Origin of the sequence: Nocardia sp. CA-145437, from assembly GCF_050956485.1 — a bacterium.
GTDB lineage: Bacteria > Actinomycetota > Actinomycetes > Mycobacteriales > Mycobacteriaceae > Nocardia.
Map to the genome: position 1 here is coordinate 1,593,466 of NZ_CP191204.1, position 25,536 is coordinate 1,619,001.

Annotated in this window: 19 protein-coding genes and 1 tRNA gene; 12 read left to right on the top strand and 8 right to left on the bottom strand. The window is 69.3% G+C overall.

The window, feature by feature from the left end:
• The first annotated feature begins 240 nt into the window (after positions 1 to 240).
• The 4 genes from ACQPYY_RS07000 to ACQPYY_RS07015 all read left to right on the top strand — a co-directional run bounded on the left by ACQPYY_RS07000 (position 241) and on the right by ACQPYY_RS07015 (position 4,293).
• Positions 241 to 954: a hypothetical protein gene (locus ACQPYY_RS07000; RefSeq protein ID WP_433593140.1), complete on the top strand. Its 714-nt coding sequence runs from the start codon at positions 241 to 243 to the stop codon at positions 952 to 954.
• 88 nt (positions 955 to 1,042) lie between these two features.
• Complete coding sequence (locus ACQPYY_RS07005; protein ID WP_433593141.1) at positions 1,043 to 2,053, top strand: alpha/beta hydrolase; 1,011 nt, start codon at positions 1,043 to 1,045, stop codon at positions 2,051 to 2,053.
• Positions 2,054 to 2,133: 80 nt separating this feature from the next.
• Entirely contained in the window at positions 2,134 to 3,636 is a 1,503-nt protein-coding gene (locus tag ACQPYY_RS07010; RefSeq protein WP_433593142.1) for a cellulase family glycosylhydrolase, read from the top strand.
• Positions 3,637 to 3,651: 15 nt separating this feature from the next.
• A complete protein-coding gene (locus ACQPYY_RS07015; RefSeq protein WP_433593143.1) occupies positions 3,652 to 4,293 on the top strand; it encodes a hypothetical protein in 642 nt (213 codons plus the stop codon).
• A 356-nt stretch (positions 4,294 to 4,649) separates the two neighbouring features.
• On the opposite strand, the gene ACQPYY_RS07020 is transcribed toward ACQPYY_RS07015, so the two are convergent.
• Entirely contained in the window at positions 4,650 to 5,603 is a 954-nt protein-coding gene (locus ACQPYY_RS07020) for a LysR family transcriptional regulator (RefSeq protein WP_433593144.1), read from the bottom strand.
• A gap of 445 nt (positions 5,604 to 6,048) precedes the next feature.
• A tRNA-Leu gene (locus ACQPYY_RS07025) sits at positions 6,049 to 6,130 on the bottom strand.
• Between the two features lie 390 nt (positions 6,131 to 6,520).
• Between ACQPYY_RS07025 and ACQPYY_RS07030 the strand changes: the two genes are divergently transcribed.
• Together ACQPYY_RS07030 and acpS are read left to right on the top strand one after the other, a co-directional pair.
• On the top strand, positions 6,521 to 15,877 hold the full coding sequence (locus tag ACQPYY_RS07030; protein ID WP_433593145.1) for a fatty acid synthase subunit beta domain-containing protein: 9,357 nt from the start codon (positions 6,521 to 6,523) through the stop codon (positions 15,875 to 15,877).
• A gap of 201 nt (positions 15,878 to 16,078) precedes the next feature.
• The gene (gene acpS / locus ACQPYY_RS07035) at positions 16,079 to 16,501 is read left to right on the top strand and encodes a holo-ACP synthase AcpS (RefSeq protein WP_357284227.1); all 423 of its coding nucleotides are present in this window, start codon (positions 16,079 to 16,081) and stop codon (positions 16,499 to 16,501) included.
• 19 nt (positions 16,502 to 16,520) lie between these two features.
• Here acpS and ACQPYY_RS07040 read toward each other — a convergent pair whose 3' ends face one another.
• A complete protein-coding gene (locus tag ACQPYY_RS07040; RefSeq protein WP_357284577.1) occupies positions 16,521 to 17,159 on the bottom strand; it encodes a TetR/AcrR family transcriptional regulator in 639 nt (212 codons plus the stop codon).
• A 337-nt stretch (positions 17,160 to 17,496) separates the two neighbouring features.
• Between ACQPYY_RS07040 and ACQPYY_RS07045 the strand changes: the two genes are divergently transcribed.
• Positions 17,497 to 18,780, top strand: coding sequence for a hypothetical protein (locus tag ACQPYY_RS07045; protein ID WP_379100759.1), 1,284 nt, complete (start codon positions 17,497 to 17,499; stop codon positions 18,778 to 18,780).
• A 188-nt stretch (positions 18,781 to 18,968) separates the two neighbouring features.
• Here ACQPYY_RS07045 and bcp read toward each other — a convergent pair whose 3' ends face one another.
• Positions 18,969 to 19,469, bottom strand: a complete 501-nt coding sequence (bcp, locus tag ACQPYY_RS07050; RefSeq protein ID WP_379100762.1) for a thioredoxin-dependent thiol peroxidase — start codon at positions 19,467 to 19,469, stop codon at positions 18,969 to 18,971.
• A gap of 142 nt (positions 19,470 to 19,611) precedes the next feature.
• Between bcp and ACQPYY_RS07055 the strand changes: the two genes are divergently transcribed.
• Entirely contained in the window at positions 19,612 to 19,836 is a 225-nt protein-coding gene (locus ACQPYY_RS07055) for a DUF3618 domain-containing protein (RefSeq protein WP_357284235.1), read from the top strand.
• Between the two features lie 93 nt (positions 19,837 to 19,929).
• Here the strand turns inward: ACQPYY_RS07055 and ACQPYY_RS07060 are convergent, their stop codons facing one another.
• Positions 19,930 to 20,235: an excalibur calcium-binding domain-containing protein gene (locus ACQPYY_RS07060; protein ID WP_357284238.1), complete on the bottom strand. Its 306-nt coding sequence runs from the start codon at positions 20,233 to 20,235 to the stop codon at positions 19,930 to 19,932.
• A gap of 318 nt (positions 20,236 to 20,553) precedes the next feature.
• Between ACQPYY_RS07060 and ACQPYY_RS07065 the strand changes: the two genes are divergently transcribed.
• Positions 20,554 to 21,018 (top strand): MarR family winged helix-turn-helix transcriptional regulator, encoded by a 465-nt coding sequence (locus ACQPYY_RS07065; RefSeq protein WP_433593146.1) that lies wholly within the window; start codon positions 20,554 to 20,556, stop codon positions 21,016 to 21,018.
• A 35-nt stretch (positions 21,019 to 21,053) separates the two neighbouring features.
• On the opposite strand, the gene ACQPYY_RS07070 is transcribed toward ACQPYY_RS07065, so the two are convergent.
• A complete protein-coding gene (locus tag ACQPYY_RS07070; protein ID WP_433593147.1) occupies positions 21,054 to 22,112 on the bottom strand; it encodes a crotonase/enoyl-CoA hydratase family protein in 1,059 nt (352 codons plus the stop codon).
• 61 nt (positions 22,113 to 22,173) lie between these two features.
• Positions 22,174 to 22,488, bottom strand: coding sequence for a hypothetical protein (locus ACQPYY_RS07075; protein WP_433593148.1), 315 nt, complete (start codon positions 22,486 to 22,488; stop codon positions 22,174 to 22,176).
• A gap of 355 nt (positions 22,489 to 22,843) precedes the next feature.
• On the opposite strand from ACQPYY_RS07075, the gene ACQPYY_RS07080 reads away from it, so the two are divergent.
• Positions 22,844 to 23,701 (top strand): GNAT family N-acetyltransferase, encoded by an 858-nt coding sequence (locus ACQPYY_RS07080; RefSeq protein WP_357284247.1) that lies wholly within the window; start codon positions 22,844 to 22,846, stop codon positions 23,699 to 23,701.
• A 16-nt stretch (positions 23,702 to 23,717) separates the two neighbouring features.
• Here ACQPYY_RS07080 and ACQPYY_RS07085 read toward each other — a convergent pair whose 3' ends face one another.
• Complete coding sequence (locus tag ACQPYY_RS07085; RefSeq protein WP_379100776.1) at positions 23,718 to 24,164, bottom strand: MarR family winged helix-turn-helix transcriptional regulator; 447 nt, start codon at positions 24,162 to 24,164, stop codon at positions 23,718 to 23,720.
• Positions 24,165 to 24,243: 79 nt separating this feature from the next.
• Between ACQPYY_RS07085 and ACQPYY_RS07090 the strand changes: the two genes are divergently transcribed.
• Positions 24,244 to 24,618 carry a cupin domain-containing protein gene (locus tag ACQPYY_RS07090; RefSeq protein ID WP_433593149.1) on the top strand — a complete coding sequence of 125 codons (375 nt, stop codon included), beginning with the start codon at positions 24,244 to 24,246 and terminating at the stop codon, positions 24,616 to 24,618.
• Positions 24,619 to 24,714: 96 nt separating this feature from the next.
• A complete protein-coding gene (locus ACQPYY_RS07095) occupies positions 24,715 to 25,536 on the top strand; it encodes a thioesterase family protein (RefSeq protein ID WP_433593150.1) in 822 nt (273 codons plus the stop codon).

Sequence of the window (25,536 nt, forward strand, 5' to 3'; positions counted from 1 at the left end):
CTTACTGTGGGAATTCGGGGGCGTCTGTTTCTGCACGAGAAACCTAGCGGCACAAACGATCCGGGCGGAAACAGAAGTTCCGGAGTCATTGACAAGGCAGGGTTGTCAATGACTCCGAAATTAGGATTTAAGTTCTCCGCGATAGTGCTCTAGCGTTTCCCGGCGTGAGCGGAAGCTCGAATTCTTCACGGGCTCACCGGTAATCGGTTCCGTGTTTCTCCGGAACTGTTGGAAGGAATCATGCGTAAAACATCGAATATTGCCGCCGGAATCGCGGCGACCGCGTTGGTGATATCCGGAGCGGGAATCGCCCTCGGTTCCGCGACCGCTACCGCCGATGCCACCCAGTCGGGTTGCGTCCAGCACCAGCACGTGGACTACAACCCGGGTATCAGCAGCGTCTGGATCACCCACACCTATGACAAGTCCATCAGCGTCACCTCCGCGGCGGTCGGCACCCTGGTGACCTACAAGGTCGTGGTCGGGACCACCAGCATCGGCAATCCCTACATCAACTCGATCACCGACTATCCGCCGCCGGGTTTCGACAAGCCGGTCAAGGCCGTCGTCACCGCCTACCACTTCGGTCAGGGCGAGCAGCCCGCCGACGTGACGCCCGAGCCGAACAACGGTGGCTGGAGCGTCAACAGCACCGGCTGGTTCGTCAACTCCGGCAACCCGGTCACCGCCGAATTCACCTACAAGGTGCCCGCGTCCGTCTCCGACGGCCAGCAGGTGATGAGTGGCGGCATCAGCGTCGGCGGCACCGTCGGCTCCGGTTCCGACCAGCCGAACATGAGCGTCTGCTTCACCGGCCGCGGCGCGAATCCCGGTGAGGCGCTGCTCGGCAGCCTCGACCAGGGCGGTCTCGGTTCCTCGCAGAACCAGCTCAGCTCGACCGGTTCGGTCACCGACACCATCACCAATGTGATCCGGCGCCTGATCGGCAGCTGATCGGCATTGGTCCGATTCTCCTGGGCCGTGGTGCGCGCGCGGCGGCCACGGCCCAGGACCTCTCCACCCTCGTTCCAAGGAGCAAGTCGTGTCGCCCAGGCGGAGTTTGGCGTCGCTGATCGTGTCGTGCGGTGTGGCCGCGGCCCTGTTCCAGGTCGCGCCGGGCGCGCTGCAGGTCTCCCGGGCCGAGACCGGAGCCCATCTGGATCACATCGATCGCGCGGGGCAACGCCAGCAGATGGCCTACGTGTATTCGGCTGCCATGCAACGGGTGATCCCGCTGCAGGTACTGGCCGCCGCCGACGCGACCACCCCGAGCCCGACGCTGTATCTGCTCAACGGCGCCAGCGGTGGCACCGACGTCACCAACTGGTACAGCAGAACCGACATCGTCTCGTTCTTCTGGAACAAGCGCGTGAACGTGGTGACACCGGTCGGCGGTGAGTTCTCCTATTACACCGACTGGCAGCGCGACGATCCGGCTCTGGGCCGCAACCGCTGGGAGACCTTCCTGACCCGGGAGCTGCCGCCGATCATCGACGCCACCCTGCACACTTCGCGCGTCAATGCGATTGCGGGCGTGTCCATGTCGGCCACCTCGGCGCTGGATCTCGTGTCCGCCGCGCCGACGGTGTACTCCGCGGTCGCGGCCTACAGCGGCTGCGCCTCCACCTCCGACCCGGCCGGTCGCGCCTACATCCGGCTGGTGCTGGGCCGCGGTGACGGCAACCCCGCGAACATGTGGGGGACCGACGACGATCCGGCCTGGCGCGCCCACGACATGGTCCTCAACGCGGACACCCTGCGCGGTAAGGCGATCTACCTCTCCAGCGGCACCGGGCTGTCCGGTCCGGCCGAGGAGCTCGCCGGGCATTCCGCCCCGGACGAGATCGCGACCAAAGCGGGACAGATGGTGGTGGGCGGCATGATCGAGGCCGCCACCAACTCCTGCACCCACCGCCTCGCCGATCGGCTGCGCGAACTGGACATTCCCGCCCAGGTCGACCTCCGGCCCGTCGGAACCCACACCTGGCACTACTGGCAGGACGACCTGCACAAATCCTGGCCCCTTCTCGCTTCCGCGCTCGGCACGGAATAGCCCGGGGCCGCGCCCAGAAGCACGTCGAGCAAGAGAGCATGGAAAAGACAGTGAGACACAGGAACGGCCGGATCGGATGGATGGCCCGATCAGTGGCCGCGGCGGCCGCCGTGGTGGCCGGATGCACGCTGGGCACCACGGCCCCTCCGGCGATCGCCGCGCCCGCCGCCTTTTCGCCGGTGCACGTGGACGGTTCGCAATTCGTGGACTCCTCCGGGCGGGTGATGCTGCTGCACGGCGTCAACAGCGTCGACAAGGAACCGCCCTACTTCGCACCGGGAACCACCCTCTCCGCGCACGACGCCGAACTGTTGTCCCGGCACGGGTTCAACACCGTGCGGCTCGGCGTGAACTTCGACGGGCTCATGCCCACCAAGGGCGTGGTCGACACCGCCTACCTGGATCGGGTCGCCGGGGTCGTGGACACCTTGGCGCAGTACGGGATTCACACCGTGCTCGACAATCACCAGGACGGATTGTCGCGGATCTGGAACGGCAACGGCTTCCCCGAATGGGCGATCCATGCCCGGCCCGCCGCCGGTGAGAACAATCCCGGATTCCCGATGTTCTATCTGATGCCGAGCATGAACGCCGGCTGGGACGAGCTCTGGAACAACACCTACGGCGTCGTCGACTATCTCGGCCAGGCGCTCGGCGCCCTCGCGGACAAGATGAACGGCCACCCGGGCGCGATGGGCATCGAACTGCTCAACGAGCCCTGGCCGGGCTCGGCGTTCCTGTCGTGCTTCCCCAACGGCTGCGCGGGATTCGACGCCAAGTACCAGGGCGTCATGCAGAAGCTGACCGACGCAGTGCGCGGCGGCAACGGTGACATCACGGTGTTCTGGGAGCCCAACGTCACCTGGAACGAGACCATGCCCACCAACCTGGGCAAGAATCCGCCGATCAGCGCGCCCGGCATCGCCTTCGCCCCGCACGACTACTGCGTACCCAGCCAGCTGGCCACCTACAGCGGCCTGCCGACCTTCCTGCGCGGGCTGTGCCCGTTGCAGCAGGGCAAGACCTGGGGCAATATCGACGCCTTCACCCATCGCACCGGAATCCCCACGTTGGTCACCGAATTCGGTGACGGCGACGCGTCGGTGCTGAGCAACACCCTGATCAATGCCGACGACCGATTCATCGGCTGGCAGTACTGGCGGTACAGCGGCGGCGACCCCTTCACCGGCGACATCGGCAGCCAGCTGGTCCGCACCTATCCGCAGGCCACCTCCGGCACCCCCGGCCGGATGATCTTCGACACCGGTTCCGGCGACTTCGCCTACCGCTACACCCCGCGCTCCACCGGCAAGCCGACCGAGATCTACGTCTCGGATCTGCACTACCCCAACGGTTATCAGGTGCGAGTCGACGGCGGCACGGTGACCTCGGCTCCCGGGGCGCGTGTGGTGACCGTCGAGGCGAACGCCTCGACACCGGTGTCGGTGTACATCAATCGGCCCGGCTCCAAGGGCGCGACCGTGCCCGACGGTCCGGTCGGGACCGGCTCCGCATCCGGCTCGGCCTCGGGCTCGGCCAGCGGTTCGGGCGGGTCGGGCTCGGCCTCCGGCTCGGGCTCTTAGAGAAAGGAATCCACCATGACACTTCGATTCACGGCAGGGGCCACCGCCGCCACGGCTCTCGGGCTCGGCGCCCTGACCCTGTTCGGCGCCGGGTCCGCCATGGCCGCCCCCGGCACGGCCACCTGGACCGACAACGGCACCGTCTACAACCGCACGGTCAGCAACACCACGCCGTCGGTGGGTGAGAAGATCACGGTCACCACGAAATTCGAGCGGACCAACGCCACCGATGAGCAGCTCAACTGGCTCAAGGACTGGCACCCGGCCTGCCTGACCTACGTCACCGACTCCGCCAAGGTCATCGACTCCGCCGGAACCCACGGTGTCGAGCCCTTCCTGGAGATCAAGCCCGATTTCATCGCCGGCGACTTCATGGCCACCAGCTACAAGGTGATCATCAAGAAGCACCTGGGTGACGTGCAGCCCGCTACCTTCAGCGCTCAGTACACCGTGGGAGCCGACTGCGACAAGGGCGTCGCGATGACCACCGGCGTCGAGTACCTGTCCAGCCTCGGCCACCATGCCAACTTCAAGACCCAGGGTCCCTCGATCACCGTCGGCGGCACGCCCGGCGGCGGCCCCGGTGGCACCGGCAGCGCCGACGCGCTCCCCGGCGGCCTCGGCTCGCTCCTGAGCGGGTTCGGCTCCAGCCGCTAGCACCGCGAATTCCACTGGCACAGGCCCGGAACCATCAGGTTCCGGGCCTGTGTGCGTTGCCGTCGTGACCGCACGCGAAAAAGCGGCGCCGAGTCGTTGTCGACTCGGCGCCGCTTCTGGTCATCGCGCCCGGGGAACGGGGTGGATTACGACAGGCTCCCGGCGGAACCGCTGAGCAGCTTCTTGATCAGCTCCGAAACGAGCGCGTCCACAAGGTAATTGGCCAGGGAACCCATGTTGTCCTTCTCCTTCAGATTATTCCGAATGAGCTTCCGCTCACCCGGAAAACGTTATGGCACAAAGGAAAAGAACAGAAATCAATTGTTGGGGATGATCGACAACTCGAAATTGTGGATTCAGGAGGACAACGCGGCGACGGGGGCGCCCCGGCGGTGCGGCGTCTCCAGGCGGGCGATGAGATCCGGATTGGCGGCGCGCACCCGCCGGGCCACGTCGATGAAGGACCGGACCAGCGGGGTCTGGTGCGTGATGCGCCAGCAGACGGCGACCTCGTTGCGGGGTGCGTCGCTCACCGGAATGACGCGGACGCCGGGGAATCGGATCCAGCCCGCGCAGGGCACCGTCATCGCGATGCCCGCGCCGGTCGCGACCTGATGCAGCTCCTCGAGCAGGGTCTTCACCGGGAGAACGGTCGGGGCCGCATGCCCGTCGCGGTGAGATTCCAGCCGCCAGAACGCATTCCACACCGGGTCGGTGGGTCCCGACGCGAGGATCGGATCGTCCAGCAGCTCCGCGGCCGAGATCTCGGCGCGGTCGGCGAGGCGATGATGCGCCGGCAGCAGCGCCACCAGCGGCTGGGAGAACAGCGGTTCGAACTGCAGCCCGGCGTCCACGAACGGCCGGCGCACGATGGCCACGTCCACCAGCCCGTTCGCCAGCCCGGCGGAGGGCGTGTCGTAGGTGAAGTGACTCAATTCCACGGTCACGTCGGGATGGCGTTCGCGGAACGCGGCCAGGATCGGCTCGGTGAGCGTCAGCGCGGCGCCCTCGAGGCAGCCCAGCACCAGGCGATCGTGCTCGCCGCGGTGGACCGCCCGGGCCTCCTCGGCTCCGAAACTCAAGCTGGCCAAAGAATCTCGCACATGCCGCAGGAACGCCGCGCCGGCCGCGGTGAGCTGCACCTGCCGGGTGGTCCGGGTGAACAGCGCGACATCCATCTCGTGCTCGAGTTGCTTGATCTGGGTGCTCAGCCCCTGCTGTGAAACGTGCAGTCGCTGGGCGGCCCGAGTGAAACTCAATTCCTCCGCCACGGCAATGAAGTACTGCAACTGCCGAGTATGGACTTCCATGCGCCGAAGTCTATGCTGGTCAGGCATCTGAAGAGTGGCTTTTTCGGAAACTGTACCAACCGGTAGCAATTCTGCGGCAGCCTTGCGGATCCCCGCTCGCGGGCGCGAGTCCCGTGCCTGACGATGCCGCGATCGGTGCCGCGGCCAGGCCGGCGCGCCGCGTGTGGCCGTGTCGTGGGGTGCGGGATGGAACTCGCGGCGAACGGTCATTCGGCTGCGAATCCGGGTGCGGGTGAGGCCATTTGGTACGCCGGTGTTCCAGCCGTGGGGCGTTCGTGGCGGGAGGCATTTCCGATCGGGGAGGCGTGGGACCGGACGGGGGAGCGCGACAGTTATCGCAAGGTTGCTAGATGATTGCGGTGCGGTTCGACGAGATCGTCGGCTAACCCTGTGAATTGGGCAAAGCGGACGTCCCGGCCGAGGTCGGCAGGGACTGCGGAATGTGTGCGCGAGGCGGGACTTGAACCCGCACGTCCTAGGACACCAGAACCTAAATCTGGCGCGTATGCCAATTTCGCCACTCGCGCTAACGGTACGACCGTCCAAACTTTACCGGGTCCAACTGAGATCGCGAAGCATCGGGGACGTGTGGCGTACTGGTCGGTAACCTCACCTGCGATTATAACGATTTGATAAACACCAATGTGAGGGAGACTCACGTTTCCTACATCGGCGTAACCGAGCTCACCAGCGGCTTCAAACATGAGGGAGGGTCATGTTTCTGAATATTCTGGTACGGACGTACATAAATACTCGGCGGTAAACGCCTGGTCGGCGGGTCAAACATGAGGAGATCCTCATGATTTTGTGCGATCCTCGGCATCTACCAGGGCCTGCGGGCCGGAGGGATACCTGCGCACCGTGAGCGCGGTCCAGTTCTGTGGAGACGGGCCGCCAGGAGAAGGAAGTCGAACGTCTTGACGATCAACGAGAGCACCGGGACCGGATCGAAGTCCAGGGCGGCGGGGAAGTCACGGGAGAGCGGGATCAGGTCGTCGCTGCTGGACCGGTTGCTGGGGGGCGCGCCGTACGCGCTCGCCTTCGGCGGCCAGGGCGCGCAGTGGCTCACCGAGCTGGAGGAGATCGGGCGCGACTCCGCGCTCGAGCCCGAACTGACCGCGCTGGTCAACGAGGCCGCCGCCGCGCTGGAACCGATTGCGGCGCAGCTGCTCGTGGTCCGGCCGGTCGGGTTCGACCCCATCGCATGGATGCTGGAAGAAGAGATCGCCGACCCGGAGCAGGGGGAGGTCTCGGGAGCGCCGTCAGCGCAGGTGTTGCGCTCCGCCGCCGTCTCCATGCCGGGTGTGTTCCTGACCCAGATCGCCGCGCTGCGCGCGCTGCGCCTGCAGGGCCTCGACATCGCCGCGCACGCGCCCGCCGCCGTCGTCGGCCACTCCCAGGGCCGCCTCGCCGCCACCGCCGCCGAGGCTCACGGGCAGCGGGACGCCGAACTGCTGGCCATCGCCCAGTTGATCGGCGCCGCCGCCGGTCTGGTCGCGCGCCGCCGCGGTCTGCTGCCGATCGGTGAGAAGTCCCCGATGGTCGCCGTCTCCAATGTCGACCCCGAGGCCCTGAAAGCCGTTGTCGTCGAGGTCATGGCCGGTGTCGCGCTGGAGAAGGCCGCCGTGCTGTCCATCCGCAACGGCCGCCGCCGTGCCGTGCTCAGCGGCCCGGTCGCCCAGCTCGACCGCGTCCGTCAGCGGGCCGCCGAGATCAATGCCGAGCAGGCCGCCGAGCGCGACGCCAAGAAGCGCGGCGGCGCGGTGTTCGCCCCCGTCTTCGAGGACATCCCGGTCGAGGTGGCCTTCCACCACCCGGCGCTGGCGGAGACCGTCGACCTGGTCAAGGGCTGGGCCCAGCAGTGCGGCCTGGACGCCGACCTGGCCGCCACCCTCACCCAGGAAGTGCTGGTCGACCCGATCGACTGGGTCGCCATCGTGGACGACACCGTCGCCAAGGGCACGCAGTGGATCCTGGACCTCGGCCCCGGCGACCTGCTGACCCGCCTCACCGCGGGCTCGCTCAAGGGCACCGGCGTCGGCGTGCTCGCCGCCTCCACCCGCCCGGGCCAGCGCAGCCTGTTCACCCCCGGCGCGGCCCCCGAAGTCGCCTCGGCCTGGAGCGAATTCGCGCCCAAGCCGATCCGCCTGCCCAACGGCCGCGTCGTGGTGGAGACCTCCTTCACCCGCCTCACCGGTCGTTCCCCGATCCTGCTGGCGGGCATGACCCCCACCACGGTCGACGCGAAAATCGTTGCGGCCGCGGCCAATGCGGGCCACTGGGCCGAGCTGGCCGGTGGCGGTCAGGTCACCGAGCAGATCTTCGCCGACCGCGTCGAGGAGCTGAAGAGCCTGCTGCAGCCGGGTCGCGCGGTGCAGTTCAACTCGCTGTTCCTGGACCCCTACCTGTGGAAGCTGCAGCTGGGCGGCAAGCGCATCGTGCAGAAGGCCCGCACCGCGGGTGCGCCTCTGGACGGCGTCATCGTCACCGCCGGCATCCCGGAACTCGAAGAGGCCGTGGCCCTCATCGAGGAACTGTCCGAGGTCGGCATCACGCACGTGGCGTTCAAGCCCGGCACCGTGGCGCAGATCCGCGCCGTGCTGCGCATCGCCGACGCGGTCCCCGGCTACCCGGTGATCATGCACATCGAGGGCGGCAAGGCCGGCGGTCACCACTCCTGGGAAGACCTCGACGACCTGCTCCTCGACACCTACGCCGAGCTGCGCGGCCGCGACAATGTCGTGGTCTGTGTCGGCGGCGGCATCGGCACGCCCGAGCGCGCCACCGAATACCTCACCGGCGTCTGGGCCGAGCAGCACGGCTACCCGGCCATGCCGCTGGACGGCGTCCTGGTCGGCACCGCCGCCATGGCGACCCTCGAGGCCACCACCGCCCCCGAGGTGAAGCAGCTGCTGGTCGACACCCCCGGCACCCCCGACTGGGTCGGCGCGGGCACTGCGGTCGGCGGGATGGCTTCCGGCCGTAGCCAATTGGGCGCGGACATCCACGAGATCGACAACGCCGCCTCCCGCACCGGCCGCCTGCTGGACGAGGTCGCCGGTGACGCCGACGCCGTGGCCGCGCGCCGCGCCGAGATCATCGAGGCGCTCGACGGCACCGCCAAGCCGTACTTCGGCGACGTCGCCACCATGACCTACCTGGAGTGGCTGGAGCGCTACGTCGAGCTGGCCGTGGGCCTGGACCGCCGCAAGGACTTCGACTGCGGCGCCGACTTCGCCGACGCCATCGCCGACGCCACCCGCTCGGTCTGGCTCGACATCACCTGGCGCGACCGGTTCGCGGAGATGGTGCGCCGTACCGAATCCCGCCTCAACCCGGCCGACCGCGGCGAGATCGCCACCCTGTTCGCCGACGATGCCTTCGAGGCCCCGGTGCAGGCCATCTGCACCCTGAAGGCCGAATACCCGGCCGCCGCCGACACCGTGCTGCACCCGGCCGACGTGCCGTTCTTCGTGTCGCTGTGCAAGATTCCGGGCAAGCCGGTCAACTTCGTCCCGGTCGTGGACCAGGACGTGCGCCGTTGGTGGCGTTCGGATTCGCTGTGGCAGGCTCACGATGCCCGCTACACCGCCGACCAGGTCTGCGTCATCCCCGGCACCGTCGCCGTCGCGGGCATCACCCGCGTGGACGAGCCGGTCGGTGAACTCCTCGACCGCTTCGAGCAGGACGCCGCCTTCGCCCTGGTGCGCGCGGGCGTGGTCCCGGCCGCCGTGGACGGCCGCCGCCGCACCGAGGTCGCGGGCGGACTGCTCGACATCGTGCTGGCCGCACCGGATGTGCAGTGGGCCGGCCGCACCACCGTCAACCCCATCCACCGCCTCGGCGATCTGGACGAGTGGGTCATGAACGGCAAGGGCGCCAAGCACCCGCCGACCGGCGCCACCCTGTCGGCCACCGATGGCCCCGAGAGTGATTGCGCCTACCTGGAATTGGCGGTCCCGCTGCTGGGCAAGGACGCCGTCCGCATCCGCATGACCGTCCCGGTCTCCGTGTACAACGGTGGCGCGCCGGTCATCACCGAGGACGACGCCGAGGCCGCCATGTCGGCGCTGCTCGCGGTCGCCGCGGGTCAGTCGCTGCCCGAGGTGAAGGCGGTCGACGGCGCGCAGGTCGCGCACGTCAACCTGGCCTGGAGCCCGGACCTGATCGCCGACCACGCCGGTGTCACCGGCGCGGGCCTGCCGGACAGCCTGTCCACCCTCGGCCGCACCGCCCCCGACGTGCTCGTGGGCGCTTGCTGGCCCGCCGTTTTCGCGGTCCTGGGCGCGACCCGCACCGCGGACTCGCACTCCGTCATCGAGGGCATGCTGGACCTGGTCCACCTCGACCACCAGATCGAGCTGCTGGGCGCGCTGCCCGCCGAGCACGCCGTGCTCGCGGTCCGCGCCGAGTCCGCCGAGGTGCTCGACACCGACCTGGGCCGCGTCGTCGAGGTCAAGGTCACCGTCGGCGTCATGCGCGACCACGGCCTGGAGACCCCGGCCGTCGCGACACTGGTGGAGCGCTTCGCCATTCGCGGCCGCACCGGCCAGGCCGAGCTGTCCGACCCGCCGCGCGCCGCCGGCTCGCTGTCCGACGACGCCACCGACACCCCGCGTCGCCGCCGCCGCGACGTGGCCCTGGTCGCCCCACGCGCCATGGGCGCCTTCGCACACGTGTCGGGTGACTTCAACCCGATCCATACCTCCGAGAACGCCGCTCGCCTGGCCGGTCTGGGCACCCCGATCGTGCACGGCATGTGGCTCTCGGCCGCCGCCCAGCACGCCGTCTCGGCGATCGACCTGGGCGACAAGGTGCCGCCGCGCACCATCACCGCCTGGACCACCCGCTTCCTGGGCATGGTCCGCCTCGGCGCGCAGATCGACGTGCGCGTGGAACGCGTTGCGGTGGACCGCGGTTCGGAGATCATCGAGGTCTCCTGCCGGATCGACGGCAACCTGGTGATGACCGCCACCGGCCGCATCGCGCCGCCGAAGACGGTCTACGCCTTCCCGGGACAGGGCATTCAGGCCAAGGGGATGGGCCTGGACGCACGCACCCGGTCCAAGGCCGCCAAGGAGATCTGGGACCGCGCCGACAAGCACACCCGCGAGGCCCTCGGCTTCTCGATCCTGGCGGTCGTGCGCGACAACCCGACCTACCTCAAGGCGCGGGGCGTGGAATACCGCCACCCGCAGGGCGTGCTGCACCTGACCCAGTTCACCCAGGTGGCCATGGCCACCCTCGGTGTGGCCCAGGTCGCCGAGCTGCGCGAGGCGGGCGCCTTCATCGAGGGCGCGATGCTGGCGGGCCACTCCGTCGGTGAGTACAACGCCCTGGCCGCCGCGGCGGGCGTGCTGCCGCTGAACGCGGTGCTGGAGGTCGTGTTCCAGCGCGGTTCGGCCATGCACGAGCTGGTGCCCCGGGATGCCCAGGGCCGCAGCGACTACCGCATGGCCGCCATCCGCCCGTCGCAGATCGGCATCGCGGACGACGAGGTCATCGGCTGGGTCAAGGGCCTGGGCGAGCAGGCCGGCGAGTTCCTCGAGGTCGTGAACCTGAACCTGCGGGGGGCGCAGTACGCCATCGCGGGCACGGTGAAGGGCATGGAGGCGCTCGAGGACGAGATCGAGCGTCTGCGCGCCGAGACCGGAGGCAAGCGCGCGTTCGTGCTCATCCCGGGCATCGACGTGCCGTTCCACTCGACCGTGCTGCGCGCCGGCGTGCCCGAGTTCCGCACCAAGCTGCTGGACCTGTTGCCCGCGGACCTGCAGCCGGAGCTGCTGATCGGCCGCTACATCCCGAACCTGGTGCCCAAGCCGTTCAACCTGGAGCGCGAATTCGTCCAGGAGATCGCGGATCTGGTGCCGTCGGAGCCGCTGGCCGAGGTGCTGGCGAACTGGGCCGACTGGTCTTCCGAGGCCAAGCGCGTCGAGCTGTGCCGCGTGGTCCTGGTCGAGCTGCTGGCCTGGCAGTTCGCCAGCCCGGTTCGCTGGATCGAGACCCAGGACCTGCTGTTCACCGATGTGGAGCACGGCGGCGTGGGCGTCGAGCGGTTCGTCGAGATCGGTCTGGCCGCGACGCCGACCGTGGCGAACCTGGCCTCGAACACGCTGAAGCTGCCGCAGTTCGGCAATGCCGTCGTCGAGGTGCTCAATATCGAGCGCGAGCGCGGCATCGTCTACTCGACCGACAACGATCCGGCCCCCGTGGAGGAGCCGGAGGAGACTTCGGCCGAGACCGCTGCCGCCGCACCGGCTCCCGCCGCTGCCGCCGCCCCAGCCCCCGTGGCCGTGCCGACCGGTGGCCCGACCCCGGACGACATCGCGTTCTCCGCCGCCGACGCCACCCGCGTGCTCATCGCGCTGTGGACCAAGCTGCGGATGGACCAGATCGGCCCGGTGGACACCATCGAGGGTCTGTGCGACGGCGTGTCCTCGCGCCGCAACCAGCTGCTGGTCGACCTCGGCGCGGAGCTGTCGCTCGGCGCCATCGACGGCGCGGCCGACGCCGACATGGGCGCGCTGTCCAACACCGTCGACCGCCTGGCCCGCACCTACAAGCCGTTCGGTTCGGTGCTGTCCGACTCCATCGGCGACCACCTGCGCAAGGTGTTCGGCCCGTCCGGCAAGCGCCCGGCGGCCATCGCCGACCGGGTCAAGAAGACCTGGGGTCTGGGCGACGGCTGGGCCAGCCACGTCACCGCCGAGGTCTCCCTCGGCACCCGTGAGGGCCAGTCGGTCCGCGGTGGCGACCTGGGTGGCCTGGTGGCGGGCGGACTGTCGGACGCCTCGTCCGTGGACGCCGCGATCGACGCCGCCGTGCAGTCCGTGGCCGCGCGCCGCGGAGTCGCGGTCTCCATGCCGTCCGCCGGCGGCGGTGCGGGTGGCGCGACCGTCGACGCCGCCGCGCTGGGCGAGTTCACCGAGCAGATCACCGGCCGCGACGGCGTGCTGGCGCAGGCCGCCCGGGTGATCCTGGAGTCCCTCGGCCACGCCGAGCAGGCGTCCGCGCCGGAGGCCACCGCGGACACCCTGGTGGATCTCGTGTCGGCCGAACTGGGTTCGGACTGGCCGCGTCTGGTCGCGCCCGCGTTCGACGCCAAGAAGGCCGTCCTGATCGACGACCGGTGGGCCTCGGCCCGTGAGGATCTGGCCCGCCTGTGGTTCGGCAACGACGGCTCGCTGCCCGCCGAACCCGCGGTCGAGGGCTACCTCGGCGCCGGTGAAGCCGTTGCGGCGCAGGCCACCTGGTGGCGCAACCGCGCCATGAAGGAGGCCCGCTCGGTGCTGGCGGGCGTCTACGGCGCCATCGCCGAGGCCGCGCTCAGCTCGGACGAGCCGGGCATCTGGTCCTCCGACATCGCCGTGATCACAGGCGCCAGCAAGGGTTCCATCGCGGCGGCGGCCACCGGCCGGCTGCTCGCGGGTGGCGCGACCGTCGTGGTCACCACCTCCAAGCTGGACGATGACCGCCTGAGCTTCTACAAGCGGCTCTACCGCGACAACGCCCGCAAGGGCGCGGCGCTGTGGGTGGTCCCGGCGAACATGGCCTCCTACACCGACATCGACGCGCTCATCGACTGGGTCGGCACCGAGCAGGTCGACAATGCCGGTGGCGCCAAGATCCTGGTCAAGGAGGCGATGACCCCCACCCTGCTGCTGCCGTTCGCCGCGCCCCGCGTGGCCGGCGACCTCTCCGACGCCGGTGCCCGCGCCGAGATGGAGATGCGGGTGCTGCTGTGGTCGGTGGAACGCCTGATCGGCGGCCTGTCCGCCATCGGCGCCGACCACGACGTGGACGCGAAACTGCATGTGGTGCTGCCGGGTTCGCCCAACCGCGGCATGTTCGGCGGGGACGGCGCCTACGGCGAGTCCAAGGCCGCCCTGGACGCCATCGTCGCCAAGTGGCGCGCCGAGACCTCCTGGTCCGAGCGGGTCACCCTGGTGCACGCGCTGATCGGCTGGGTGCGCGGCACCGGCCTGATGGGCGGCAACGACCCGCTGGTCGAGGCCGTCGAGAAGGCCGGCGTGCAGACCTGGTCCACCATCCAGATGGCCGACGAGCTGCTCAAGTGGTGCACCTCGCGGGCCCGCGTGGTGACCGCGTCCGGACCGCAGCAGATCGACCTCACCGGTGGTCTGGCCGGGGCCAAACTGGATCTGCCCGCCCTCGCCAAGGAGGCGCGCGAGCAGGCCGAGGCCGCGGCCGCCGACTCCGAAGGCGTTGACGGCTCGACCATTTCGGCCCTGCCCGCCCCGCCCACCCTGAGCTCCAAGCTGGTCACCCCCGAATGGGGTTCGGTCACCGCCGATCTCGACGACATGGTCGTCATCGTCGGCGCGGGCGAGCTCGGCCCCTACGGCTCGGCGCGCACCCGCTTCGAGATGGAGGTCTCCGATCAGCTCTCCGCCGCGGGCGTGCTGGAGCTGGCCTGGACCACCGGCCTGGTCACCTGGGAGAACGACCCCAAGCCGGGCTGGTACGACACCGAATCCGGTGAGTACGTCGAGGAATCCGAGCTGGCCGACCGCTACCACGACACCGTGGTGGAGCGCTGCGGCGTGCGCCGCTACGGCGACGACGGGGCCATGATCGAGAACGCGGCCCCGCTGCTCACCTCGGTGTTCCTGGACAAGGACCTGTCCTTCGTGGTCAACACCGAGGCCGAGGCCCGCGCCTTCTTCGCCGCCAACCCGGAGCAGACGGTCGTCACCCCGGTCGCCGGCCAGGGTGGGTCCGGGGGCTCCAGCACAGACTGGCAGGTGACGCGCAAGGCGGGCACCGAGATTCGCGTGCCCCGCAAGGCCAAGCTGACCCGTACCGTCGGCGGCCAGATCCCCACCGGCTGGGACCCCACCAAGTGGGGCATCTCCGCCGACATGGTGAGCTCGGTCGACCGGGTGGCGCTGTGGAACATCGTCTGCACCGTGGACGCGTTCCTGAGTTCCGGCTTCAGCCCCGCCGAGCTGATGAGCTGGGTGCACCCGGCCATGGTGGCCAACACCCAGGGCACCGGTATGGGCGGCATGTCGTCGATGCGCTCGCTCTACATCGACAACCTGCTCGGTGAGCCGCACGCCAACGACATCCTGCAGGAGGCCCTGCCCAACGTCGCCCTGGCGCACGTGGTGCAGAGCTACGTCGGCTCCTACGGCGGCATGATCCACCCGGTCGCGGCCTGCGCGACCGCGGCGGTCTCCGTCGAGGAGGGTGTGGACAAGATCAAGCTCGGCAAGGCCGACCTGGTCGTGGCCGGCGGCTACGACGATCTCGGCATCGAGGGCATCGTGGGCTTCGGCAACATGTCCGCCACCGCCGACTCGGCCGCCATGTCCGCCAAGGGCATCAGCGACCGCTACTTCTCCCGCGCCAACGACCGTCGCCGCGGCGGCTTCGTGGAATCGCAGGGTGGCGGCACGGTGCTGCTGGCGCGCGGTTCGGTGGCGCTGGAGATGGGTCTGCCGGTGCTGGGTGTGGTCGCGTTCGCGCAGTCCTTCGCCGACGGCGTGCACACCTCGATCCCGGCTCCGGGCCTGGGCGCCCTGGGCGCGGGCCGCGGTGGCCCGGAGTCCAAGCTGGCCAAGGAACTCGGCAAGCTGGGCGTCGCCGCCGACGAGATCGCGGTCATCTCCAAGCACGACACCTCCACCGCCGCAAACGATCCCAACGAGTCCGAGCTGCACGAGCGGCTGGCCTCGGCGATCGGGCGCTCGGAAGGCGCTCCGCTGTTCGTCATCTCGCAGAAGACCCTCACCGGTCACGCGAAGGGCGGCGCGGCGGCGTTCCAGATGATCGGCCTGTGCCAGGTGCTCGAGCAGGGCGTCATCCCGCCCAACCGCAGCCTCGACTGCGTGGACGAGAAGATGGCCCAGTACCCGCACCTGGTGTGGCTGCGCGAGGCGCTGACCGTGGGAGATCGCTTCCCGCTCAAGGCCGGTCTGGTCACCTCGCTCGGTTTCGGCCACGTCTCCGGCCTGGTCGCCATCGTGCACCCGCAGGCCTTCGTGGAGGCCATCGCCGACGCCGAGGCGCGAGAGGCGTACCAGCGCAAGGCCGAAGAGCGGCAGCTCGCGGGCCGTCAGCGCTTCGCCGAGGCGATGTGCGGTGGCGCTCCGATGTACGAGCGGCCCGCCGACCGCCGCCTGGGCGGCGACGGCACCCCGGCCAAGCAGTCGCGGCAGCTCGAGGCCGACATGCTGCTCTCGCAGCAGGCGCGGCTGGGCTCCGACGCCGTCTACGTGACGGCGCCGAAGGGACCGGCCTGCCGGTAACCCGAGAAAAGACCGGCCTGTCGGCCAAGTAGCTCCCGGCAGGTCTGACACGGCGGGTTCGTGTCCTGTGCTCCGCGCGACGCAGGACGCGAGCCCGCCGTTCCATGTCAATGGAACGCGCGAGCCTACGGTGCCGTAGGTCCGCTGGTATGTTCGCAGCCAATTCGACTGCACTAACGAGGAATCTAGGAGTCCCGCACTGTGACGATCCTGGGTATCGGCCTGGACTTGGTCACCATCTCCGAGTTCGCCGAGCAAATGGAACGCACCGGAACCACCATGCTCCGGGAGAGTTTCACCGCTGGGGAGCGGCGCTATTGCCAAAGCAAGGGCACCGACCCGGCACGCAGCTATGCCATCCGCTGGGCGGCGAAGGAGGCGGTCATCAAGGCGTGGGCGTCATCCCGCTTCGCTCGCAGCCCGCAGATCGGCGACAACCCGTACCCGCTGATCGAGGTCGTCAACGACGCCTGGGGACGGCCCAGCATCAAATTGCACGGGCTGGCAGCGGAATTCCTGCCGCGGGTGCGAGTTCACCTGTCGCTCACCCACGATGGCGACACCGCCGCCGCCATGGTGGTGCTGGAGGATCCCGGCGAGATCGCCGACCTGATCCGCGACTGACGCGGTTCGCGGGTGCGCGCTACTCCGGATCGAAGGTGGTGCGCTGCCCGCCGGATCGCGATTCCTTCTCCGCGATCAGCAGATACGCCACCATGAGGCGCTTGAGCTCGGCGACGGCGTCCTCGTGGGCCAGGCCGTCCTGCACCGAGAAGTTCAGCATCGAGTACACGACGTGCACCAGCACCTGCGCCATCATGGAGCGGCGGCCGCGCGGGGTGCGCGGCATCAGCGGGCGCAGCATCTGCGAAACCGCTTCGGCGAACTCCTTTTCGTGGATCGCGCCGGTGGCCCGGGTGGACGGGGTGGACTGCATGGCCAGCCACACCTCGCGCCGGGAGGGGTCGGTCATCCACAGGTCGGCCAGGTGGTCGACGAGCTGGGTCATGTGCCGCAGCCAGTCCATGGACGGGATCTCGCCGTGGAAGTCGGCCAGCTCCTGCGAAACCGCCACCAGGTCTTGACGATTCAGCTCGCAGACGATGACGTACTTGTTGGCGAAGAACTGGTAGAGCGTGCCGATCGGCACCTCCGCGCGGGCCGCGACCTCTTCGCAGGTGAACGATTCGAAGCCGACCTCGACCAGTAATTCGCGGGAGGCCTGCAACAGGGCGTCGAACTTGCGCTTCGATCGTTCCTGCGTCGGGCGGCGACGGGGCATCAGCTCCTGTGGGTCGTCCTGCAGCTCCAACGCAGGGTCCGGTCGTCGCGCCGACCTGGTTCCCGTGCGTGCTTCCACGCTCAACAGCCTACGGGTTACGACACGCGCATGACACGCTGCGGTAGTTCGTGTGTCACCGAATCCGACCCATCCGAGCCGTCGTCGGCTCCGAAGAATCATCGCAGCTGCCTCTCAGCTGCGGTTCTCCGTTGAAAGGGGCCCGGCCTCTTTCGAACCCGGTTCGTCCTCGGTTCTCCTCTCTCGACCGCGTGATCTTCGCCTGTACGTCGACGTTGGAAGGCTGATTGTGGTTGCTCCTACCCCTGTTCGTACCGCGGTGACGCTCGGCGTCGCCACCGAACGCGGCACGGTGCGCGCCGTGGCCCTCGCCGACACGGGCGACAAGCTGACCGAGCGGGTACTGCTCGAGCGCGTCCTGCCGATCGGCGGAGAGGCGAAGGCCGACTTGGCGGTCGCGGTGGAGACGGCGCTCGAGGACATCGCCGACAAGATCGGCGCGGATCGGGAGATCATCGGCGCGGCCGTCACCTACCGCGACGCCGCCGAGCGCCGCGCCATCGTCACCAAGCTGGCCGCCGGCCCCTGGCACGACGCCTCGCTGGTGTCCGCCAAGGCCGCGCACCTGGCGGTGGCGCGCGCCATGACCTGGGTGGACGAATTCGAGGACCTCGCCATCTGCGAGGTGGTGCCCGGCTTCCAGGCGTTCTCCCTCATCTCGCCGGACCGCGCCCGGGTGCTCGCCGCGGTGACGCTGACCGGCGGCGCGGCCACCGACGACGCCATGCGTTCCGCGGTGACCGCCGCCTGGGACCAGTTCGACGCGGCCGGGGTGAAGCCCGACGCGGTGGTGCTGATCGGTTCCGCCGCAACCGAATCCGCGGTGGTCGCGGCGCTGGAGTCCGGCTTCGGCGCGCCCGTGATCCCATGCCAGGTGGCGGCGGCCGCCCCGGCCCTCGGCGCGGCCCTGACCGCGCTGCCCGAGGCCGAGTTCGCGGGTGAGGCGGCCGAGCGCATCCGCCGGGCCCGTGGTTCCGCGGCACTGTTCGCGGCGGCCAGCGTGCTGGCGGGCGGTCTGGTGGTGGGCGGCGTCCTCGCCTCGGGCAGCGATTCCAAGAAGGTGCCCGAGCCCGTCCTCACCGATTCCCGGGTCACCGCCGACGGGCACGACGGCGAGCCTCGGATGAGTGAGGCGGCCGTCCCCGGCCCCGACTCGGGTTCCGTGCTCGGAGTCGACGGCCTGCCCATCGGCCCGGTGGCGGGGGAGGACGGTGTGGTCCCGAACGCTGACCCGCTGCCCGCGTCCGAATTGCTGCCCGGTGATTGGGTGACCGTCGACCCGGCCACCCTGAACTGGGGTCCCGCCCGTTCCGGCGGGAAGCCGCGGCCGCTGATCAAGGCCGAGCCGGAACCCACGATGGCCTCCAGCCCGGAGTCGATCATCCCCGCGCCGACCCGCACGGCGGGATCCCCGAGCGAATCCGGCTTGTTCCCGGGCGAACTCGCGCCGCCGGCGTACGGCACCGAGGAGTTCTCCTCCTGGTGGGACAACCACTGGCGCATGATGCTGAAGTGGGCCGCCCAGATGATGCCCAAGGTCTGACACCCGCCCCCGACATGACGAGAACCCCGGCTCCGGAATGGGCCGGGGTTCTGCGCTTTCGGTGGCCGGGGCGACAACCGATCTCGTGCCGATCCCGGTAACTCCCCGGGTACGTCCAGGATCGTTTCGGCACCTGGCCGCCGGCCCGGGTGCCGAAATAGTCCGGGTGCCGAAACGGTCGGCGGCTCTCAGTCGCCCGCTGAAGTCTCGGGGAGGCGGAGATTCAAGTCGCGGCGCAGCTTGGCCACGTGGCCGGTGGCCCTCACGTTGTACTGGGCGACCTCGACCTTGCCGTGCTCGTCGATCAGGAAGGTGGAGCGGATGACGCCGGTCACCTTCTTGCCGTACATCATCTTCTCGCCGAAGGCGCCGTACGCGGACAGCGTCTCCTTCTCCGGATCCGACAGCAGCGGGAAGGTGAGCTGTTCGGTGTCGCGGAACTTGGCCAGCTTGGCCGGCTTGTCGGGGGAGACGCCGATGACGTCGATGCCCGCGCCGTCGAGATCGGCCAGGTTGTCGCGGAAATCGCAGGCCTGCTTGGTGCAGCCGGGAGTGCTGGCGGCCGGGTAGAAGTACACGATCACCTTGCGGCCGCGGTAGTCCGACAGCGAGACGTCCTTGCCGTCGGCATCGGGCAGCGTGAAGGCGGGCGCGGTGTCCCCGGGACTGAGTCGGTGATTCTCGGTCATGCCGCCACGCTAGTCGACGGGCTCGAGCCGGTGTTGGCGATACACTCTCGGCAGGTCGGCTCGCCTGCGCGTGCGTCGCGCGAGAGCGGCCCCGATTCGACGGCGCCGCGGATTCCGCGCGGCTTTCAGACAGGAGTGTGACGTGGCGAGAGATACCGAAGCGATCGAGCGGGAGATCGAGGCCGCACGCAACCGGCTCGCGAGCACCCTCGACGAGCTGGCGGTACGCGCCGACCCCCAGCGGCTGGCGGACAATGCCAAACAGTCCCTGGTGGCGAAGATCAACGAGCCGAAGATCAAGTACAGCCTGATCGGCGCGGGCGCCCTGATCGCGACCCTGGTCGTGGTGAAGATCTTCCGCCGCTGAGCGGCAGCCGGATTCGGGGGACAGCCGCCCGAATCCGAACACGAATGTGGCCCGGTCCCATCGGACCGGGCCACATTTTTGTTTGGGTCTCTGTCAGACCGTCGGGCAAGCCATGCCGGTGCCGTCGGGGTCCAGATGCGGGCTGTAGCCGGGCTGGCCGCGGAACAGCGGAGCGGCGCCGGCGGCGCGGGCCTGGTCGCAGTTCTGGTACACGGGGCCGCCGGCGGAGCCGGTCTGGCTGAGACCCGCGGAGCCGGTGGCGGCCGAACCGGTGTCGATGGCGGAGGATCCGGTACCGGCGGATCCGGTGATGACATCGGCGGTGGCGACGGCGGTCTGGGCTGCGATGGTCGTCAGGCCCGCGACGCTGGCGGTGACGAGTAGCCGGCGAACGTTCATGTATTCCTCAATGTCGGCGCGGTTAGGGTTAGCTGGCCCGAGTGTTCTGGCGCAACGTTGCATTGTCAACCGGATGAGCTATTCATCGAGGTGAATTAGGGGATTTACCCCGAATGCCGGAACCTCTTCTGCCACTATGTGTCTCATTCGTCCTGACTGAAATGCGCTCGGGCATTGACGATTTCCGCCAGAACTACGCAAATCGAACGGTCAGTACTGTACCGAAGGTTGCATGCCGGGGGTGGCACGGATTCTCCGTGAACTTCCTGAGGATTGTTATGGTGTCCATGTCAACTATTTCCCGATACCATGGATGTCATGACGCGCTGGCTGACCGATGAGGAACAGACGACCTGGCAGTCCTTCATCCGCATGCGGCAACGCCTGGACTCGGCGATCGCCGCCGGACTGACCCGGGACGGGCTGTCGTTCTCCGACTACGAAGTGCTGGTCGCGCTGTCCGCGGCCGGTGGCCAGCTGCGTGCCAAGGAACTGGGCGCGGAGATCTGCTGGGACAAGAGCCGCCTGTCCAAGCATCTGTCCCGGATGGCGACCCGCGGCCTGGTCGACCGCTGCCAGGCCGCCGACGACGCCCGCGGCCGCGAGATCCGGCTCACCGACGCGGGCCGCGCCGCCCTCGAGGCCGCCGCGCCCAACCATGTGGAGCTGGTGCGGCTGCTGTTCATCGACGAGATGACCGCCGAGGAGGCGAAGGCCGTACGGTCACTGGCCGACCGGGTGGTCGCCGAGGTCGAGCGCACGGATCTGGACGGGATCGACTGAGCCGCGACCGACGGGGTTCGCCGACCAGGCCCCGACTACGCCTCGGGCTCGGCCGGTTTCGACTCGCCCGCGGGCTTCCCGAATTGCGCGCGCTTCCAATCGCCGAACGGCTCGTCGCGTTCCCGCACGGCCTCGCGGAAACCGGCGGTGGCCGAGCGCAATTGGAAGGCATAGCCCTCGCGGGTGTGCCGTGAGATCCCGTCGAACACGGTGCTGACCATGCCGGAGTTGGCCACGCCCTGGTTGAGTAGCGCGCTGTTGAGGGCCAGTTTCGCCATGACCAGCTGGTTGATCGGCACCATCGAAATGCGTTCCAGCAGTTCCTCGGTGCGCGCGTCCAGTTCGTCGGCGGGCGGGGCCTCGATGGCGAGGCCCCATTCGAGGGCCTGTTCGCCGCTGAGGCTGTCGCCGGTGAACAGCAGGCGCTTGGCCCGCTGGTCGCCGACACGGTGCGCCCACATGCCCGCGGCGGGGATGCCCCAGGTGCGGGTGGGCGGGTAGCCGAAGCGGGCGTCGTCGGCGCAGATGATCTGATCGGCGAACAGCGCGATATCGGTGCCGCCCGCGATCGCGAAGCCGTGCACCTTGGCCACGGTCGGCTTGTTGGCGTGCAGCAGGCTGGAGAAGCCGCGGTTGAAGCGCGACATCATGGCGTAGTCGACCATGGGATCCCAGGTGGCCCACGGATTGTGATTGCGCGCCTGCACGACCGGATCGAGCACGCTGCCCTCGGCGGGCTGGGCGCCCTCGGCCGGTTCGAGGCCGTTCTCGGCGAAGATCGACAGGTCGTAGCCGCCGCAGAAGCCCTTGCCGCGCCCGCTCACCACCATGACGTGCACCCGTGGATCCAGGTCGGCGCGCTCGACGGCCGCGGCCAGTTCGATCGGGGTGTCGACGGTGATGGCATTGCCGCGCTCGGGCCGGTTGAAGGTGATGCGCGCGATCCGGCCGGTCACCTCGTAGGTCAGGGTGCGCCCGGTGTACTCGTTCACCGGTTCCGGGCGGCCCGCGAACAGCGAGTCGTCGCCACCGGTCAGGTCGTCGCGCCAGGCGGCCGGGCGGGTGCCGGCGTGGTTTTCGTAGTCGGGGGACACCCAAGCAGTGAACCCTTGTTCATTTCTTGCTGTCAAGAGTTCGCGGGCGGCGGGTTTCCCGCTACTCCCACGGCTTGACCGGCGGTTTCACCCACAGGATCTTCTCGTCCGCGTGATCGCGCGTGGCCGCCGGATGCCCCGGATTCCGGGCCGCCCACGCGTCCTTCTCCCCGAGTAACCGGGCCACCACCTGCCAGGTCTCCTCGGTGCTGGGCGGATTCGTCTCCGCCGCCCGGGCCAGTTTCCGCCGCTGCGCCACCGGCAGTTCCAGCAACTCGTCCCCGCTGATCCCGCGTGCCCAGACATACGCGGCCAGCCGCCGAGCCTTCTCCTCGCGGCTTCGGCTGGCGTGATCGGAATGTGCGTAGTCGGCCATATCTTCCTCGAACTCCGCGCAACCTCGCAGGTCGCGGGGCATGACACACCGACCCTACCGGAGTCCCGGCCCCCGATCGCCGCGTGCTCGAGTCCCCGCTGCCGCACCCGGTCCTCGCCGTCGGCGCCGAGTGGCGGCGGTGCGGACGGCCTGTCCCCGGCGGTTTCACCGCGAACGGCCCGTCCGTCCCGGCTTGTCCAGCACGTGGCGCATCGCGGTGCCGGGACCGGAGCGGATTGTACCCACGTCGGGGCGGCGTCGTGCTGCCGCGCGGGCCGGGCGGCGCTGCTCGCGCTCTGCCCCGGCTCCGCGAATTATGCCGAGTAGCAGCGGTTTTGCGGCTACCGTTGGTCGCATGCCGGAGACCGTGCGCATCGATGATCTGGTCGTTTCCCGGGCGACGCCGGGGGAGTGGGCCACCGTGGTGGAGTGGGCGGCCGCCGAGGGCTGGAATCCCGGGCGGCGGGATACCACCTCGTATTTCGCGCAGGATCCCGACGGGTTCTTCCTGGGTCGGGTGAACGGGGAGCCCGCGTCCGCGGTGTCGGTCGTCAATTACGGCGCGGACTACGCCTTCCTGGGTTTCTATCTGGTGCGGCCCGAGCTGCGCGGGCGTGGCTTCGGGCTGGCCACCTGGGAAGCGGGGTTGAAGCACGCGGGAAACCGGGTGGTCGGCCTGGACGGGGTGCCCGCGCAGCAGGACAACTACCGGCGCAGTGGATTCGAACTCGCCTACAGCAGTGCGCGATTCATCGGGGTGCCACGACTGCCGTTGCCCGACAACGCGGTCACGGCGCTCGCCCCGGCGGATACGGCGGAGCTGCTGCCGTACGACTCCGCGTGCTATCCGGCGGATCGCCCGGCATTTCTCACCGCCTGGCTCGACGAACCGGGGCATCGGACGTTCGCGCGCATTGTCGACGGCACGCTCACCGGGTACGCCGTCCTGCGACCCGCCCGGGACACCCTGCGGGTCGGGCCCCTGTTCGCGGATACGCCCGCCGACGCGCGTCAACTGCTGGCCGCGCTCGCCGCGCACGCTGCGGGAATGCCGCTGGCGGTGGATGTTCCGCTGGTCAACGAGCCGGCGGTGCGCCTCATGGAGGAGGCCGGTCTGACGCCGAGCTTCGAGACCGCGCGCATGTACACCGGACCGGTGCGGGATTACCGGCTGGATCGGGTGTTCGGCGCGACCACCCTCGAACTGGGCTGAGTTCCCGGCGGATCGGTCACCAGGCCGAGGGGCGCACGCGGCCCGGTGTGACCACGCGTGCGAGGGCGTTGCGCAGCTCGGCCGTCGCCGCGACTCCGAGTGTCGCCGCCCATCGCTCGGTGAATCGGGCCGCGGCGGCGTCGGCGGCGCGGGTGCACGCCCAGCCGCGTTCGGTGAGCGTGACGATCTTGGCGCGGGCGTCGGTGGGATGCGGATTGCGCTGCGCGTAGCCCTTTTTGACGAGTTCGTCGACCAGCTGGCTGGCCGCCTGCTTGGTGACGCCCAGGTGTTCGGCGATCTCGCCGACCGTCGCCCCGGACGGCGCCATGCGCACGAAGGCGAAGCCGTGGGTGGGCCGGATGTCGGTGAACCCGGCCGCCACGCAGCCGTCGTTGATGGCGTCGGTCACCTCGGCGGCGGCCGCGAGCAGCAGCAGCGGCAGGTCCTGTGCGAATCCGGGCATGTCTGAGATCTTGACACTTGACAAAGAAGTCAACAAGCTTGACTATATAGTCAACCTGCTTGACCAAAGGAGAGTGTCCATGCCCGTCGTCCACGCCGCCGATGTCCAGTCCCACGAGATGCACGGTGCCCGCTTCACCCCCTTGATCCGTCCCGCTGTCGGCAGCAGCGAGCTGTGCGTGTGGCGTCTCGAGATCGCGCCCGGCACCGAAGGTGTCGCGCACCGCATCCACCGCGAGGAGGGCTTCGTGGTGCTGGCGGGCTCGATCACGCTGACCATCCAGGGGGAGTCGGCGCGACTCGCCGCCGGTGACGCGGGCGTGGCGCCCGCGGATTCGGTCATCCGCCTGGACAACCCGTCCGACCGGCCTGCCGAGGTGCTGGTCACGGCCCCCGTCGGTTTCACCGGCGAGCTGCTCGACGGCACCGTGGTGAACCCGCCCTGGGTGAACTGACCCCGTCCGTTGCTCGCTGATCGGGACGCGCGCCTTCCCCCGCGTTTCTGACACGTGTTCTAATTTGGAAGATCATCACCAGGTAGGGGAGGCACCATGACCGCGTTCTTCACTCGGGAGGACGGTCGCTACACGGCGACCCGTATGGCGGTCAGCGCCTGGTCTTCCAGCCAGCTCGCGGGCACCGCCGTCTGCGGCCTGCTGGCCCACGAGCTCGAAACCCACAGCCCCGGTCCCGGGTTCGTGCCCGCCCGTTTCACCGTCGACATGTTCAGCCCCGTCCTGAACGAGCCGATCGAACTGCACAGCTCGATCGTCCGCGACGGCAACCGCATCCGCGTCGTCGACGCCTCGATCGTCCAGCAGGACCAGGTCCGGGCCCGCGCCACCGTCCAATTCCTGATCGCCGCGGCCGAGCCGCCCGGCGAGATCTGGCAGCCCACCCAGGAACTGCCGGTCCCCGACCAGCGGCTCGACCGGCCCGAGGGCGCGCCGCCGCTGTTCAAGTCCGGGTCCGCCGACTGGACCCACGATTTCGCCTCCGGCGTCAACCCGCACCGCAAAGCCGCCTGGAACAACGTTCCGCCCCTGATCGCGGGCGAGCCCATCACCCCGTTCGAGCGCGCGGCCTTCGCCGCCGACACCACCAACCTGGTGTGCAACTGGGGCACCGCGGGCGTCGGCTACATCAACACCGATGTCACCATGACCCTCTCGCGCCTGCCGGAGGGCCCGGAGATCGGCGTGCACGCCCGGGATCACGTGTCCGCGAACGGCATCGCCGTCTCCACCGCCACCCTCTACGATCGCACCGGCGCGCTGGGCGTGTGCACCATCACCGCCCTGTCCAATGCCCGCCGCATGGTCGACATGGCGGCATTCGCCGAAGCCCAGTCCCTGCCCGCCGTCACTCGCTGA

Bases quoted from the DNA above. Each gene is read 5' to 3' on its own strand.
- ACQPYY_RS07000 (WP_433593140.1), top strand. From the start codon at position 241: ATGCGTAAAACATCGAATATTGCCGCCGGAATCGCGGCGACCGCGTTG.
- ACQPYY_RS07010 (WP_433593142.1), top strand. From the start codon at position 2,134: ATGGCCCGATCAGTGGCCGCGGCGGCCGCCGTGGTGGCCGGATGCACG.
- ACQPYY_RS07015 (WP_433593143.1), top strand. From the start codon at position 3,652: ATGACACTTCGATTCACGGCAGGGGCCACCGCCGCCACGGCTCTCGGG.
- ACQPYY_RS07020 (WP_433593144.1), bottom strand. From the start codon at position 5,603: ATGGAAGTCCATACTCGGCAGTTGCAGTACTTCATTGCCGTGGCGGAG.
- ACQPYY_RS07040 (WP_357284577.1), bottom strand. From the start codon at position 17,159: ATGCCCCGTCGCCGCCCGACGCAGGAACGATCGAAGCGCAAGTTCGAC.
- bcp (WP_379100762.1), bottom strand. From the start codon at position 19,469: ATGACCGAGAATCACCGACTCAGTCCCGGGGACACCGCGCCCGCCTTC.
- ACQPYY_RS07060 (WP_357284238.1), bottom strand. From the start codon at position 20,235: ATGAACGTTCGCCGGCTACTCGTCACCGCCAGCGTCGCGGGCCTGACG.
- ACQPYY_RS07065 (WP_433593146.1), top strand. From the start codon at position 20,554: ATGACGCGCTGGCTGACCGATGAGGAACAGACGACCTGGCAGTCCTTC.
- ACQPYY_RS07075 (WP_433593148.1), bottom strand. From the start codon at position 22,488: ATGGCCGACTACGCACATTCCGATCACGCCAGCCGAAGCCGCGAGGAG.
- ACQPYY_RS07080 (WP_357284247.1), top strand. From the start codon at position 22,844: ATGCCGGAGACCGTGCGCATCGATGATCTGGTCGTTTCCCGGGCGACG.
- ACQPYY_RS07085 (WP_379100776.1), bottom strand. From the start codon at position 24,164: ATGCCCGGATTCGCACAGGACCTGCCGCTGCTGCTGCTCGCGGCCGCC.
- ACQPYY_RS07090 (WP_433593149.1), top strand. From the start codon at position 24,244: ATGCCCGTCGTCCACGCCGCCGATGTCCAGTCCCACGAGATGCACGGT.
- ACQPYY_RS07095 (WP_433593150.1), top strand. From the start codon at position 24,715: ATGACCGCGTTCTTCACTCGGGAGGACGGTCGCTACACGGCGACCCGT.